Consider the following 13,710-nt stretch of genomic DNA (forward strand, 5'->3'; position numbering starts at 1 on the left):
CCGCCCCGCAGCAGCGAAAGGAACCGCAACCATGGCAATCGAACGCGCAGGCGTCATCGGCTCGGGCCTCATGGGCTCCGGCATCGCCGAGGTGCTGGCCCGCAGCGGCCTCGACGTCGTCGTCCGCGACATCAGCGACGAGGCGGTGGCCGCCGGCCGCGCCCGCATCGAGAAGTCCTTCGACAAGGGGGTCAGCCGCGGCAAGATGACCGAGGATGAGCGCTCGGCTGCCCTCGGGCGCATGGCGTTCACGACGGACATGGCCGCGATGGCCGACCGTCAGCTCGTCATCGAGGCGGCCAGCGAGAACGAGGAGATCAAGAAGTCGATCTTCGCCGAGCTCGACTCGATCGTGGAGGACGAGTCGGCGATCCTCGCCTCGAACACCTCGTCCATGCCGATCATCCGGTTCGCCCAGGCCACCTCGCGGCCCTCGCGCGTGCTGGGCATCCACTTCTTCAACCCGGCCCCGGTGCAGCCGCTCGTCGAGCTCGTCACCTCGGTGCTCACCGCGCCCGAGGTGGTCGACGAGGTCGAGGCATTCGTCTCCGGCGTCCTGGGCAAGGAGCCGATCAGGGCCGACGACCGCCCGGGCTTCGTGGTCAACGCGCTTCTCATCCCGTTCCTGTTCTCCGCGATCCGGATGTACGAGGCGGGCCACGCGACAAAGGAGGACATCGACACCGGCATGGTCAAGGGCTGCGCGCACCCGATGGGTCCGCTGCGCCTGGCCGACATGGTGGGCCTCGACACGTGCTTCTACGTGGGCCAGAGCATGTACGCCGAGACGGGCGACCCGGCCGCCAAGCCGCCGCTCATCCTCTCGCGCATGGTCGACGCCGGGATGCTCGGCACGAAGAGCGGCCGCGGCTTCTACGAGTACGGCGGCTGAGCACCCGGCCCCGGGGACGCAGACGGCGAGGCGCCCGCAGGTTCATCCTGCGGGCGCCTCGCCCTTTGCGTCCTTCGTGGTCTGCGCGCGGTGCCGTCCGTGTCCCTCGCGCTCTGCGCGCAGCCCGGCGCGGTGCCCGCAGCCCGGCTCAGCCGGGTCGAGGCGCCCGGGCCGAGCGACGTCGCCTCAGTAGAGCCAGATCTTCGTCTTCAGCGGCATCCGGCCCTTGCCCCACAGCCAGTTCATGGCCGGGTTGGACACGCGCACGCAGCCGTGGGAGGCCGCGTAGTTCGGCACATCGAAGTACTCGCCGTGCACCGCGTAGCCGCCCTTGAAGTACTTGGGGCGGTAGAGGTAGCCCAGCCGGGAGTGGCGCACGCCGTTGATCTGGCGGATGAAGCGGTAGTGGCCGCTGGGGGTGCGCCAGCCCGCGCGGCCGGTGGAGGTGTTGAACGTCTTGACGACCCTGCCGTTCTTCACGAGCATGAGCAGCTGGCGCTTCTTGTTGACCTCGACGACATAGCCCTTCTTGGACTTGGCGTGCGGGCGCACCCCGCGGTCGAGTGCCTTCCACGTCGCGGCGTTGACGTTGCCGGAGCGCTTGATCCCCGCGGCCTTCTGGATCGCCCAGATGGCCTGGCGGGTGCTGGGGCCGTACTTGCCGTCCGCCTTCGGGAGGAAGTAGCCGAGTGCGAGCAGGCGCTTCTGGGCCGCCTTGACGTGGGCGCCCTTCGAGCCGGACTTCACGGTCTTGTGCTTGGCCGAGGAGTGCTTGGCGGGCGACTTCGCCTTCTTGGGCGTGGTCTTCTTGCTCCCATGGCCCGAGCCGGAGCCCAGCCCCGCGCGGTGGGAGTCAGCGGAGGTCAGCGAGCCCTGCGGCGCGGCCTGGGCGGGGACGGTGGAGAACGCGGTCGCGAGGGCGACGGCCGCGGCGACGGCGACAAGTGAACGCTTCATGCCCCCAAATCTAGACGGGCCGGCGCGCCGACTCGTCCGAAAACGGTCACGTTTCGGTGACGAATTCGCAATGACTTCATGACGCCGGTCTCAGCGCGGCAGGGGGCCCTGCCGGCGGGCTCAGGAGGCCGCCGCGGCCTCGAGCTCGGCCAGCCGCACGCACGCGACGAGTCCCTCGGCCGCGGCGCGGACATCATCGAGCGAGGGCATCGTCGGCGCGATCCGGATGTAGGCGTCCTCGGGGTCGAGGCCGTAGGGGTGGGTGGCCCCGGCCGGCGTGAGCTTGACCCCGGCCTCGGAGGCGAGCTTGACGACTCTGTCCGCGGTGCCCGGCGCCACGCGCAGCGTGATGAAGTACCCGCCGTGGGGGCGCGTCCAGCTCGCGGCGCTGCCCTCGGAGAGCCCGTCGGCGAGCGCGCGCTCGACCGCGGCGAACTTGGGCTCGATGAGCGCGGCCTGGCGCTCCATGTGGGCCCTCACCGCCTCGGGATCGCCGAAGAAGCGCAGGTGGCGCAGCTGGTTGAGCTTGTCCGGGCCGATGGATCCCGCCGCGGTGTGCTCGAGGAACCAGTCGACGTTGGCGGGGGAGGAGGCGAAGAACGCGACGCCGGAGCCGGCGAACGTGATCTTCGAAGTCGACGCGAACTCCCACACCCGGTCCGGGCGGCCGGCCTCGGCAGCCAGGCCCAGCGCGTCCAGCGGCTGGGCGTGGGGCTCGCGCAGGTGGTGCAGGCCGTAGGCGTTGTCCCACAGGATCGTGAAGTCCGGCGCAGCGGTCTCGAGGGCCAGCAGATCGCGGGCCCGCCGCTCGCTCATGCTCACCCCAGTGGGGTTGGAGTACAGCGGCACGGTCCACATGGCCTTGACAGCGGGGTCCGCGACGGCCTGTCGCACCGCCTCGAGGTCCGGGCCCTCGTCGTCCATGGGGATGGAGATGAGCTCGAAGCCCAGGGCCTCGGCGAGCCCGAAGTGCCGGTCGTAGCCGGGGACCGGGCACAGCATGGCGCGGCGCCCCTCGACCCAGGGCGCACCACCGGCGGGCGTGCCGAAGAGCAGCGCGAACGTGAGCGCATCGCGCATGAGGGTGAGGGAGGAATTGCCCTGGGCGAGCAGCTGGTCGGCCGGCACGCCCAGCAGCGGGGCGAACAGCTCGCGCAGCTCCCGCAGCCCCTCGGCACCGCCGTAGTTGCGCGCGTCCACGCCGGAGGGGGAGTGGACATCGTCGCCGGTGACGGCCGTGAGCAGTTCCGCGGAGAGGTCGAGCTGCTCGGGCGCCGGCTTGCCGCGGGTGATGTCGAGGTCGAGTCCGCGCTGGGCGAATTCCTCGTAGGCGTCGTGGGCGGCCCGGAGGGCGGCCTGCGGATCCTGCGCTGCGGTCATAGTCGGCTCCATCGTGACTCGGCGGGGCCTGGCCGGCCCCGGTCCTGGTGCGCACGCTCTATCCTATGCACCATGCCATCCCCCCGCCGAGGCGCCCCGCGGCCCCGCCGCCTCTCGCGCCTCGGGGTCCGCGCCGGGCTGGTCGCGGCGCTCATCGCAGCGGCGCTGCTCTTCGTTCCGAACCTCCTGGGCCTGGGCACGGTGACGGGCTTCGCGCAGCTCGCGGCGCTGCGCGCGGCCACCGTGCTGGCCGCGCTGCTCGCGGCCGCGGGCGCCACCGCGCTGGGCGCGGCGCTGCTGCGCCGGCGCCGCCAGCTGCGGTGGGCCTCGGCGCTCCTGGCGGGCGGTGTGGGCCTTGCCGTCTTCGCCGCGGCGGTGGGCGCCGCGGTGGCCGCCCGGGGGATGGGCCGCACGGGTGCCACCGGCGCTGTGGCCCGCGAGCGCCTCGTCGTCGTCGATGCCAATGTGCTGCTGAGCAACCGCAGCTACGGCTCCGTCATCGCCGCCGCCCGCCGGGCGGGCGCGGACGCGATCGCCCTGCAGGAGGCACACCGCGGGCAGCTCGAGCGCGAGCTCGCGGCGGTGGGGCTCGGCGCCGAGTTCGCGCTCTCCGCCCCGACCGGGCAGGACCCGGACGCCCCGGACACGATCCTCGCGGTGCGCCGCGGCCTGCACCCGCGCGCCGTCGAGGGGCCCCTGCCCACGGCCGCCGCGGGATTCGCCACGGACGCGGGCACGCTGTTCTCCATCCACACCGCCGCACCGGTGGAGCGGGCGCCCGTCCAACGGGCGTGGGCGCGCACCGTCCGCGCGGCCGTCGGGCTCTGCGCGGCCGGCACGATCGTGGCGGGGGACTTCAACGCCTCGGTGGACAGCGCGGTGCTGCGCGAGCGCAACGGCTGCGCCGACGCGGGCACCCGGCTGCGGATGGGTGGCCTGGGCTCGTGGCCGGCCGATCTGCCGGCGGCCCTGGGCGCGCGCATCGACCACCAGCTCTACGACGGGCGCGCCTTCGCGGCTGTCTCCGGCGAGCTGTTCGACATCGCGGGCAGCGATCACCGGGGGCTCGCGATCGTCTACGACCGGCGCGGCTGATTGAATGGGGGAGTGGACCACCCCCGACTCTCGCCCCAGGCCAAGCGTGCCTACGGCCGCGGCTTCGGTGCGGACGCCGCCGCCTACGATGCCGTGCGCCCGGGCTATCCCGCCGAGGTGCTCACGCGGTTGGAGGGACTGGCCGCGGGCCGTCCGGTGCTCGACGTGGGCGCCGGCACGGGCAAGCTCAGCGCGGGCCTGGCCGCGCGGGGCTGCGAGGTCACGGCCGTGGATCCCGACCGGGCGGCCCTCACCCGCAATCCTGTGCCGGGGCTGCTCGGCACCGCGGAGGCCCTGCCCGTGGCCTCGGGCGCGTTCGGGCTGGCGACGGTGGCCCAGGCCTGGCACTGGTTCGACGCGCCGCGTGCGGCGGCCGAGCTGCGGCGCGTGCTGGCGCCCGGGGGAGCGGCGGCGATCGTCGTCAACCAGCTCGACGTGCGCCTCGACTGGGTGCTGCGCCTGAGCCGCATCATGCACGCGGGCGACGTCTACCGCCCCTCCTGGCGCCCGGAGCTGCCCGGGTTCGGGCCCAGCTCCGTCGCGGTGGTGGAGTTCCGCCAGGAGATGTCGGTGGAGCGCGCCGTGGAGCTGGCCGCGACGCGCTCGTACTGGCTGCGCTCCGACGAGGCCACCCGGGCGCGGGTGGCGGGCAACATCCGCGACTTCCTGGGCCGGGAGCATCCCATGCCCGAGCCCTTCGGGCTGCCGTATCTGTGCCTGCTCGCCGTGGCGCGGGCCCGAAGCTAGCCGACTGCGGCGCCTCGGGGAGGAATCGCCACCGGGCTTCGGGTCGAGTGAGCGGAATGGCTCGGGATGGGTCCGAGCGGCTCCCGGGTTGGGTGCCGCTCGCCGATGGGGCGGAGGGTAGTCGGTGCGGGGGAAGCAGCCGATGGGGCCGACGGTAGTCGGTCGGGGGAAAGCCGCCGGTTGCGAAGACGGGGCAGGGGGCACATCGCCGAGGCGCCCCGGTCGGCGTGGAGTGCCCCGGACGCGACGAGGCCGCAGCTCAAGCGGGCTGCGGCCTCGTTTCGCGGGTGCGGCTCAGGACTCGGTGCCTGATGCGTCCTTGTGCTGCGGTGCGGACGTGGCGGTCGAGCTCACGGAGTTCTCCGTGCGGCCGGCCTGGTGCTGCACGGCGATCTTGCGCGGCTTGGCCTCCTCGGACACCGGGATGGTGAGCGTGAGGACGCCGTCGCTGAAGTCCGCGGAGATCTTGTCGAGCGCGACGCGGCTGCCGAGCGTCAGCTGGCGGGCGAACGTCCCCGTGGGGCGCTCGCGGGTGAGCCACTGGACGCCCTCGGCGCTGACGGGCTGGCGCTCGCTGCGCACCGTGAGGGTGCGGTCCTCGACGTCGACGTCGATGCTCGAGGGATCGACGCCGGGCATGTCGATGCGGGCGATGAACACCTCGCCGTCGCGGTAGAGGTCCATCGGCAGCGCCGCGGACTGCGAGCTGCGGGCCACCTCGGTGATGAAGCGGTCGATGTCGCGCAGGGGCTCGAACTTCGGGGCCATGATGTGTCCTTTCGTCGGAACAGGTCGTTACATTGAGTCCAACACACTCAACTTGGCGATCATTCCCGTTCAGCTGGAAAACGGATGAGACGATGCTGGCAGAAAGTTGAGAGCCAGGACGGGGACAGACCAGGGGAGGAGTGGTCTTCCTCCGCGACGGGGGCGCGGACTCGCGCTGGCCCCTGGGGGCCCTGCACGTCCGCTGGCGCGGGCGGTCGGCGCAGCGCACAGACTGTGTAGTAACGGTGAATGGTTATCGTGAGAAACATTCGCTCGACTTACCGGTCGCGGCCTTCGTAATGTGGGTCCCACGACGCTCGGGCACTCGCCCGGCCCGCCTCCCGGAAAGGCCCTCGCATGGACAGCGCCCTCGAACCACCCGTTCTCCGCATCGACGGCGATCGCCTGTGGTCCGACCTCATGGAGCTCGCGCGGATCGGCGCGTATGAGGACGAGCCCACCGGGCTGTGGGGAGTCAACCGGCAGTCGCTGACCGACGAGGACGCGGCCGGCCGCCGCCTCGTAGTCGGGTGGATGGAAGCGGCGGGCCTCGAGGTGTCGATCGACCCCATGGGCTCGATCTTCGGCCGGCGCCCTGGGCGCCGCGACGATCTCGCTCCGGTCATGGCGGGTTCGCACATCGACTCTGTCGGAACCGCCGGCGCGTTCGACGGCTGCCTGGGGGTCCTGTCGGGCATCGAAGCGGTCCGCACCCTCAACGACAGCGGCATCGTCACCGAGCGGCCCATCGTCATCGCCGCCTTCACCGAAGAGGAGGGCGTGCGGTTCGGCACCGACATGCTCGGCTCCGCGGTGGCGGCGGGGCGCATCGAGCTGGCGACCGCGCATGGCCTCACAGACGCGGAGGGGCGCGCGTTCGGCGACGAGCTGCGCCGGATCGGCTTTGCGGGGAAGGGGCCGGCACTCCTTGACCCGCCGCACGCCTACGTCGAGTGCCACATCGAACAGGGCCCCGTCCTCCAGCACAGCGGCGCTGCGCTGGGGGTCGTCACCGGAGTCCAGGCGATTTCGTGGCAGCGGGTGACGATCCACGGGCGCGCGGCCCACGCGGGCACGACACCCACGCAGCTGCGCGCCGACGCAGGGCTCGCCGCCGCCCAGATCGTCGTCAAGGTCCGCGAGATGGTCGATTCCGGCCGGTTCGGCCGCCTGCGGGGCACGGTGGGATGTCTGAGCGTTCACCCCGGGCTGCCGAGCGTCGTCCCCGACCGTGCGGAGCTCACCGTCGACTTGCGCAACCCCGACGATCAGGACGTGGAGGCGGCCGAACGCGAGCTCGCGGGGTTCCTCGACTCCCTGCCGTCTTCACAGCCGGGGCTGGGCGTCGAGACCGCTCGGATGGCCCGGACCTCCCCGGTTCCGTTCTCCGCAGACATTCAGGACACCATCGAGAAGGCCGCCGCCGATCTGGGCCATGCCGCCCCGCGGCTCATGTCCGGCGCGGGCCACGACGCCCAGGAGATCGCTGCACTGGCCCCCACCGCCATGGTCTTCGTACGCGGCCAATACGACGGAATCAGCCACAATCCGCGCGAGTACTCCACCCCGGAGGACTGCGCGGCCGGGGCCTCCACGCTGCTCAACACGATTGCCCGCCTTGCACAGGAGGGTACGCGATGAGCGCGCAGGACCATCCGCTGCCGGGCGCCGAGACGGAGTTTGCGATCCGCTCGCGCCCCGCCGCCCGAGACTGGCGGAGCGACGAACCGGCCCACGTCCTGGACTTCCACCGCTCGATTCCGGGCTACGCGCCCACCCGCCTCGTCGAACTGCCCGCGCTGGCCCGGGAACTGGGTGCTGCCCGCGTGTGGGTCAAGGAGGAGGCGCACCGGTACGGGCTGCCGGCATTCAAGATGCTCGGGGCCGCGCACGCGGTTGCCCGTGCGCTCTCGGCGCGCCTGGGGGTCGGGGAGAGCGCCCTGCCGCTGAGCGAGATCGCAGCCCGGCTCCCGGAGACGGGGGTGCGCGAGCTCGTGGCGGCCACGGACGGCAACCACGGCCGGGCGGTGGCGCGCACCGGCGCGCTCGTCGGACTGCCCGCGCGCATCTTCCTGCCCGGGGGAGTCTCCGAGGCCGCCGTCGATGGCATCCGCGCGGAGGACGCCGAGATCGTGCCGCTGGGCGGCTCCTACGATGCCGCGGTCGCCCGCGCCGCCGAGGAGAGCCGCGGCAGTGGGTCGCTGCTCATCCAGGACACGTCCTGGGAGGGCTATGAGGAGGTGCCCGCCTGGATCGTGGAGGGCTACGGCTCGGTCCTCGAGGAGGCCGCGGCGCAGCTGCGCGAAGCCGGAGCGCCCGCGCCCACGCTCGTGACCGCGCCCACCGGTGTGGGCGCATTCGCCGAGGCCGTCGTCCGCTTCACCCGCTCCGGGGGGTTCGCCTCGGGCACCGCGGGCGCCTCGGACGCCGCTCCGCATATCCTCGCCGTCGAACCGTCCGCCGCGCCCAGCCTGTTCGCCTCGCTGCTGGCCGGTCAGCCCGTCACGGTGCAGACGGGGAACACGATCATGGCCGGCCTCAACTGCGGGACGGTGGCGGCGGCATCGTGGCCGGCGCTGCGCGACGGCGTGGACCTCAGCGCGGTCGTCCCGGACGCCGCGGTGACGCGGGCCGTCCGCGACCTCGAGGCGCACGGTGTGGACTCCGGCCCGTGCGGCGCGGCATCGCTGGCGGGTGTGCGCCTGCTGCGGGAGCGCGGCATGCTGGCCGACGGTGCGAACATCCTGCTCATCAGCACGGAGGGAAGGGCCGCGAACCCACTGCCCGCGGCAGGCATTTCCGTTTAGTTAACATAATGTATATTATCGGCTAAGCGATAGCATCGCCCAGCCGGTGCCATGAGCGGCGCCGAGCACCGCATCGCGCCACCGATGAACGCGCGCAGACTGCGCCTCCCGTCTGATGGACGCGTCCCCTGCCTGCGCACCGGCGGCGATCCGCACTCGGCGTCGGCGCTTTGCAGACTTGCTCGGATTCGCTCGCTCGTCTCGGGGCACGCTCGGTCGCCCCGGGCTACCTACCGTCCGCTGCACACTCACCGGTGCCCACCTCGCGTGACTTCCGGCCCCCAGTTCGACTCGGCCCCAGTCTTGACTCGTTCCAATCCCAGGCCAGCCTCACCATGCATGCGAATTGGAACGAGTCCAATTAGCATGGCTGGCGACCGCCGGGTCCGCGCACCGCGCGCGGCCCACCCTCTTCCGAAAGGACTCCGACATGCGTCTGTCCGACACCATGGCCAAGGCACTGAGCGACCAGGTCACCCTCGAGCTGACCGCCTCGATGGTCTACCTCCAGCTCGCCATCGAGCTCGAGGACCAGGACCTCAACGGAATGAGCGCGTGGATGCGCGCGCAGTCCGAAGAGGAGCTCGTCCACGCCCACAAGTTCATCGCGCACTGCATCGATCGCGACTCGGCGCCGCAGATCGGCACGATCTCCGTGTCCGACCTGTCCGGCAAGAAGCCGATCGACCTCTTCCGCGCTGCCCTCGCGCACGAGCAGAAGGTCTCGGAGTCCATCCGCGAGCTCTACCGGCTCGCGCAGGCGGAGACGGATCTCGACGTCATTCCGCTGCTCAACTGGTTCGTCGACGAGCAGGTCGAGGAGGAGTCGACGGTCGACGAGATCATCTCGCACCTCGCGCTCGTGGGCGAGGACGGCTCGGGCATCCTGCGCATCGATTCCGAGCTGGGCTCGCGCACTCCGGAGATCGCCGCCGACAGCGAGTGATCCCGGCCCGCGGGGCGCGCGTGTGCGCGTCCCGCGCAGTGCCCCCGGGGCTCCAGCACAGGGAGCCGCAGACAGCTGAGGCCCCCGGCGCATGCCGGGGGCCTCAGTGCTGGGCGAAGAGCAGCGGCGGCTCAGAGGACCTTGTAGGACACCTTCGCCACGCCGTCGCCGCCGATCTTGTTCATGGCGGCGGTGGAGAGATCCAGGCAGCGGCCGCTGACGTAGGGCCCGCGATCGTTGATGCGCACCGTCACGGTCTTGCCGTTGGACTTGTTCGTCACCTTGACCTTGCTGTTCATCGGCAGGCTCTTGTGCGCCGCCGTCAGCTTGCTGGGGTTGAACCGCTCCCCCGATGCCGTCGGGCCGCCGGCCGTGCCGTCGCCCTCGCCGTAGGTCGACGCCTTGCAGGTGCCGCCCTGGCCGGACGCCTTGGAGTTCTTCTTGTACGACTCGCTCGAGGAGCCGGACGAGGAGGACTTCGACGACTTCTTCTTCGACGACTTCTTCGCCGAGCTGCTCGATGTCCCCTTCGCGGAATCGCTCGCGGCGGACTTCGAGGCGGTGGTCCGGGCAGCCGAGGTGCTCGGGGTCGGCTTGGGCTCCGGCGTGGTGAGCGTGCCGGAGACGCCGGCGGCCTTGCCACTGTCCTTGGCCTTCTGCTGCGCCTTCTGCGCGGCCGCATCCGCGGTATCCTGCGCTTTCGGAGCCTGCGCGGCGCTCGCGGCGGCCGCCTGCTCCGGCGCAACGGCCGCGGAGTCGTCGCCGCTGGGGGCGGCATTCACGGCGCCAGCCACGCCCAGTGCGGCGATCGCGGCCGTGGGGATTGCGATCGCCGCCATGACCGGGGTGCGGCGGTTCTCGCGGAGAATGGTTGCCGCCGAGGCGTCCTGGTCTGCGTGCCGCCCGGCGCGGCGCCGAGTGAAGAGACCCCCGATGCCGTTGTGCTGGGGATCGTCCTGCGCTGCGTGCTTGCCCACCCGAACTCCTTCACGTTCTTGTGATCATTGTGTAACAGTCGCCCAGCCTAGGTAACGAAACGTTAGATGACTACCCGAATAGCGGTGAGATGACGTCGAATTTGTCACAATCACGGGTACTTCGAGTCTGGGATGGTCGACTGCTCCACGACGCGCCACCACCCCAGAGCTGGGTCCCCGGGCTCTGGAGTGGCCGTGCGCGGGGTGTGCGGAGACAGCAACGGGCCCCAGCCGGCCGGCTGGGGCCCGTGGGGGTGTCGCGGCCGCCGCTGCGGCGGGTGAGGTCAGAGGACCTTGTAGCTCACGTTGATCGTGCCGGCGCTGTAGCCGCCGACGGCCTTCATCGCGGCGACCGAGAGGTCGAGGCAGCGCCCGCTGATGTAGGGGCCGCGGTCGTTGATGCGCACCGTCGCGGACTTGCCGTTCGACTTGTTCGTGACCTTAACGACGCTGCCGAGCGGCAGGGTCTTGTGCGCGGCGGTCATGGCGTTGGCGTGGAAGGTCTCCCCCGAAGCGGTCGGGCCGCCGTCCGTGCCGTCGCCGTTGCCGTACATCGAGGCCTCGCACGTGCCGCCCTGGCCGGATGCCTTCGAGTTCTTCGGACCCGAGTAGCCGGAGTCCTTCGCGGGCTTCGCCGTGGGCTTGGGCTTGGGGGTGGCGAGGTGGCCGGTGAGGTGCGAGGCGCTGCCGCCTTGCTTCTGCGCGGTGCGCAGCGCCTTGGCATCGGCCTGGGCCGCGGGCTGCGCATCGGGCAGGGTCGCGGCGGGGGCGGTGACGGGCGCGGTCTCCGCGGAGACCTCCGCACCGCTGGGCATGTTCACGGCGCCGGCGACCATGACGGCGGCGGCGGCCGCGGTGGGGATCGCGATGGCGGCCATGACCGGTCCGCGCCGGTTGGCCTCGAGGACCTCGGCGGCGGTGGCATGCGGCGCGGCGGCTGCCGAGTGGCGTCCGGCGCTGCGCGTGGTGAGGCCGGCGAGGAGGCCCGCGGCGCTGCGGCGCCCGGAGGCCTTTGGAGAGGAGTGCTTGCCCACAGATGTTTCCTTCACGATCCCGTGACCGACTTGTTATCAGACCACAGCATAGATAACAAACCGGCCGCGCGCCAATTCATTCGGCCCGGTTGTGGACCCGGTTGTGGAGCGGGTGGCACCGCCCACGCGCGCGCGATCACGGCGCGGTCGCGTGCCCCTCGGCCGGGAGGGTCCCACGTGGCCCGGCGCAGTCCTGCGAAAACAGGGCAGTCGTGCGAGGACAGTGCTGCGCGGGCTCAGCGCTGCGAAGCCGGAAAGAACTCACGGGCGGGCAATCCGCGCCTCGGTATGGCGTCCCTCGTCAGGCGGAGCCACCGGACGGCCTGCGCCCCTGGCGGGGTGCTGAGTTACACGAGCGCTGAGTACCAGGGGGCGCTGACCGTCGGGAAGTCGCAACTCCGGGGTGCGCCTGCGCAGCGAGCGAGGGCATCAGCCCCGGTTCGCCAACGGGGACCGTCGGACTGGAAGCCCAGCGGATCTCCTGAGGAATCGGTCAGCGGCCGCTGCGGCCGCGCAGCAGGCGACGCGTGGCGGCGGCGGAACGGGTCACGCCCGTGCGGATGAACCCGGCAGCCTGCTCGGCGCGACCGTCGATCTGCCGGCTGACGCTCGACAGCGCACCGTTGATGCGCTCCTCGGTGCGGTCGATGGGGCCGCCGGTGCGCGCCGCGTCGGCAGCCACCCGGCTCACCCGCTCCCCCAGCTGGCGACCGTTGGCCCGCAGGCCGCGGGTGCGCTCATCGGCCCGCCGGTACGCGGACTCCGAGTTCGTGCGCAGCCAGGAGGCCGCGCGCCGGGCGCGCTCGCGGGTGCCGGGCCGCGACGCATCGTAGACCTGGGTGGGCTCAACGGGATCCTCGCGCTGTGTCATGCTCCGATTGTCCACGGCGGGGCCGTGACGGGCAACACAGCCGCGCCGCGAAGACCGGCTGGAATTGGGTAGCGTGGCTGCCATGATCCCCTTACCGGCCGCCGCGTCCGCCGCCGTCATCGCGCACCGCGGCGGGCTGTGGCCCGATTGCGAGGAGAATTCGCTCGCGGCGTTCGAGCGCGCCGCGCAGGCCGGTCTTCAGTGGGCCGAGACCGACGTCCACGCGTCCGCCGATGGGGTGCTCTACGCCGTGCACGACCCCTCGCTTAAGCGCACGGCGGGCGTCGCGGCGCGCATCGAGCAGCTCTCCTCGGCCCGCCTTGACCGGCTGCGCCTGCTCGACGGCTCGCGCGTGCCCCGGCTGGTGGACGTGCTCGAGACGGCGCCAACGCTGAGCTTCAACGTCGACGTCAAGGCCGACTCCGGCACGGAGCCCATGATCCGCCTGGCGCGCGAGCCCCGGCTGCGCAAGCGCCTGCGGCTCGCGTCATTCAGCGCCCGGCGCCTGCGCCGCCTGCGCGCGGCCGTGCCCGGCGTCCGGACCTCGGCGGGAACTGGGGAGATCGCGCTGGCCGCAGCCGGTGGGATGCGCGCGCTCGACGAGCGCATCGACTGCCTGCAGGTCCCCGAAGCCCGGGCGGGAATCCGCGTCGTCACGCCCCGCCTCATCGCTGCGGCCCACCGGACCGGTCGCCAGGTGCACGTCTGGACCGTCAACGATGCCGCCCAGATGGAGCGGCTGGCGGCGCTGGGGGTCGATGCGATCGTCACCGACGATGTCGAGCTGGGACTGCGCGCGTTCGCCCGGGGTCCGCGGCCGCACTGATCATTGCCCGCAGTCCCGCACCCAGAGGCGAATGCCCGACGCTCTCCCACCCTCTCGCGCGCTGCCACTGGCGGGGGAAGTGGCTCTCCACTGCCGTCTGCAGGGCCTCTCCCCCGAGTCTGCGCTCGTGCCGCCCCGGGTGCGTGCGGGGCACGGGACTCGTCAACGCATGAATGCAGGCACAGTTCGTCACAGGCGCGCTCCTTCGTGGCAGGCGCATGCGCGCGCGTGGGCGTGCGCACATCCCGGGCAAGGCACGCGCAAGGGCACATGCGTCAGGCCAGACGCTCAGCCGGCAGCCACCCGAGGGCGTATCCGCAGACCGCAGCGCTGAGACTGCGCAGCCGCGGGCCGAGCCTGAGCGGGAATGAGACGTAGGAGCCCCTTGTTGCGCCGACTGTATAGCCGCC

Annotated in this window: 13 protein-coding genes; 7 read left to right on the forward strand and 6 right to left on the reverse strand. The window is 72.0% G+C overall.

Annotated elements, in window-relative coordinates; translation table 11 throughout:
- The first annotated feature begins 31 nt into the window (after window positions 1-31).
- On the forward strand, window positions 32-892 hold the full coding sequence (locus BRM1_RS02470; protein ID WP_160954242.1) for a 3-hydroxybutyryl-CoA dehydrogenase: 861 nt from the start codon (window positions 32-34) through the stop codon (window positions 890-892).
- A gap of 186 nt (window positions 893-1,078) precedes the next feature.
- Here BRM1_RS02470 and BRM1_RS02475 read toward each other — a convergent pair whose 3' ends face one another.
- The gene (locus tag BRM1_RS02475) at window positions 1,079-1,849 is read right to left on the reverse strand and encodes a L,D-transpeptidase family protein (RefSeq protein WP_160954241.1); all 771 of its coding nucleotides are present in this window, start codon (window positions 1,847-1,849) and stop codon (window positions 1,079-1,081) included.
- A gap of 120 nt (window positions 1,850-1,969) precedes the next feature.
- Window positions 1,970-3,229, reverse strand: coding sequence for an aminotransferase class I/II-fold pyridoxal phosphate-dependent enzyme (locus tag BRM1_RS02480; RefSeq protein ID WP_160954240.1), 1,260 nt, complete (start codon window positions 3,227-3,229; stop codon window positions 1,970-1,972).
- Window positions 3,230-3,301: 72 nt separating this feature from the next.
- Here BRM1_RS02480 and BRM1_RS02485 point away from each other — a divergent pair, with 72 nt between their 5' ends.
- Window positions 3,302-4,324 (forward strand): endonuclease/exonuclease/phosphatase family protein, encoded by a 1,023-nt coding sequence (locus tag BRM1_RS02485; RefSeq protein WP_268527848.1) that lies wholly within the window; start codon window positions 3,302-3,304, stop codon window positions 4,322-4,324.
- 12 nt (window positions 4,325-4,336) lie between these two features.
- The gene (locus tag BRM1_RS02490) at window positions 4,337-5,071 is read left to right on the forward strand and encodes a class I SAM-dependent methyltransferase (RefSeq protein WP_268527851.1); all 735 of its coding nucleotides are present in this window, start codon (window positions 4,337-4,339) and stop codon (window positions 5,069-5,071) included.
- A gap of 294 nt (window positions 5,072-5,365) precedes the next feature.
- Here the strand turns inward: BRM1_RS02490 and BRM1_RS02495 are convergent, their stop codons facing one another.
- On the reverse strand, window positions 5,366-5,839 hold the full coding sequence (locus BRM1_RS02495; RefSeq protein ID WP_160952355.1) for an Hsp20/alpha crystallin family protein: 474 nt from the start codon (window positions 5,837-5,839) through the stop codon (window positions 5,366-5,368).
- A 357-nt stretch (window positions 5,840-6,196) separates the two neighbouring features.
- On the opposite strand from BRM1_RS02495, the gene BRM1_RS02500 reads away from it, so the two are divergent.
- The 3 genes from BRM1_RS02500 (at window position 6,197) to BRM1_RS02510 (ending at window position 9,592) form a co-directional block, all read left to right on the forward strand.
- Window positions 6,197-7,480: a Zn-dependent hydrolase gene (locus tag BRM1_RS02500; RefSeq protein ID WP_268527854.1), complete on the forward strand. Its 1,284-nt coding sequence runs from the start codon at window positions 6,197-6,199 to the stop codon at window positions 7,478-7,480.
- Window positions 7,477-8,646 carry a pyridoxal-phosphate dependent enzyme gene (locus tag BRM1_RS02505; RefSeq protein ID WP_268527856.1) on the forward strand — a complete coding sequence of 390 codons (1,170 nt, stop codon included), beginning with the start codon at window positions 7,477-7,479 and terminating at the stop codon, window positions 8,644-8,646. The genes BRM1_RS02500 and BRM1_RS02505 overlap by 4 nt, the downstream gene beginning before the upstream one ends.
- Before the next feature lie 430 nt (window positions 8,647-9,076).
- Window positions 9,077-9,592 (forward strand): ferritin, encoded by a 516-nt coding sequence (locus BRM1_RS02510; RefSeq protein ID WP_268527857.1) that lies wholly within the window; start codon window positions 9,077-9,079, stop codon window positions 9,590-9,592.
- A 131-nt stretch (window positions 9,593-9,723) separates the two neighbouring features.
- Here the strand turns inward: BRM1_RS02510 and BRM1_RS02515 are convergent, their stop codons facing one another.
- The 3 genes from BRM1_RS02515 to BRM1_RS02525 form a co-directional block, all read right to left on the reverse strand.
- The gene (locus BRM1_RS02515) at window positions 9,724-10,569 is read right to left on the reverse strand and encodes a septal ring lytic transglycosylase RlpA family protein (RefSeq protein WP_268527860.1); all 846 of its coding nucleotides are present in this window, start codon (window positions 10,567-10,569) and stop codon (window positions 9,724-9,726) included.
- Between the two features lie 284 nt (window positions 10,570-10,853).
- On the reverse strand, window positions 10,854-11,603 hold the full coding sequence (locus BRM1_RS13955; protein ID WP_202410760.1) for a septal ring lytic transglycosylase RlpA family protein: 750 nt from the start codon (window positions 11,601-11,603) through the stop codon (window positions 10,854-10,856).
- A gap of 493 nt (window positions 11,604-12,096) precedes the next feature.
- Complete coding sequence (locus tag BRM1_RS02525) at window positions 12,097-12,474, reverse strand: hypothetical protein (RefSeq protein WP_160952359.1); 378 nt, start codon at window positions 12,472-12,474, stop codon at window positions 12,097-12,099.
- A gap of 82 nt (window positions 12,475-12,556) precedes the next feature.
- Here BRM1_RS02525 and BRM1_RS02530 point away from each other — a divergent pair, with 82 nt between their 5' ends.
- Window positions 12,557-13,300, forward strand: a complete 744-nt coding sequence (locus tag BRM1_RS02530; RefSeq protein ID WP_268527863.1) for a glycerophosphodiester phosphodiesterase family protein — start codon at window positions 12,557-12,559, stop codon at window positions 13,298-13,300.
- Window positions 13,301-13,710: the final 410 nt, after the last annotated feature.

Origin of the sequence: Brevibacterium sp. BRM-1, assembly GCF_026802075.1 — a bacterium.
In the GTDB taxonomy this organism is placed as follows: domain Bacteria; phylum Actinomycetota; class Actinomycetes; order Actinomycetales; family Brevibacteriaceae; genus Brevibacterium; species Brevibacterium rongguiense.

What these genes read in the sequence shown, in the direction of transcription:
- BRM1_RS02470 (WP_160954242.1), top strand. Translation starts at nt 32, where the DNA reads ATGGCAATCGAACGCGCAGGCGTCATCGGCTCGGGCCTCATGGGCTCC.
- BRM1_RS02475 (WP_160954241.1), bottom strand. Translation starts at nt 1,849, where the DNA reads ATGAAGCGTTCACTTGTCGCCGTCGCCGCGGCCGTCGCCCTCGCGACC.
- BRM1_RS02480 (WP_160954240.1), bottom strand. Translation starts at nt 3,229, where the DNA reads ATGACCGCAGCGCAGGATCCGCAGGCCGCCCTCCGGGCCGCCCACGAC.
- BRM1_RS02485 (WP_268527848.1), top strand. Translation starts at nt 3,302, where the DNA reads ATGCCATCCCCCCGCCGAGGCGCCCCGCGGCCCCGCCGCCTCTCGCGC.
- BRM1_RS02495 (WP_160952355.1), bottom strand. Translation starts at nt 5,839, where the DNA reads ATGGCCCCGAAGTTCGAGCCCCTGCGCGACATCGACCGCTTCATCACC.
- BRM1_RS02500 (WP_268527854.1), top strand. Translation starts at nt 6,197, where the DNA reads ATGGACAGCGCCCTCGAACCACCCGTTCTCCGCATCGACGGCGATCGC.
- BRM1_RS02505 (WP_268527856.1), top strand. Translation starts at nt 7,477, where the DNA reads ATGAGCGCGCAGGACCATCCGCTGCCGGGCGCCGAGACGGAGTTTGCG.
- BRM1_RS02510 (WP_268527857.1), top strand. Translation starts at nt 9,077, where the DNA reads ATGCGTCTGTCCGACACCATGGCCAAGGCACTGAGCGACCAGGTCACC.
- BRM1_RS02525 (WP_160952359.1), bottom strand. Translation starts at nt 12,474, where the DNA reads ATGACACAGCGCGAGGATCCCGTTGAGCCCACCCAGGTCTACGATGCG.
- BRM1_RS02530 (WP_268527863.1), top strand. Translation starts at nt 12,557, where the DNA reads ATGATCCCCTTACCGGCCGCCGCGTCCGCCGCCGTCATCGCGCACCGC.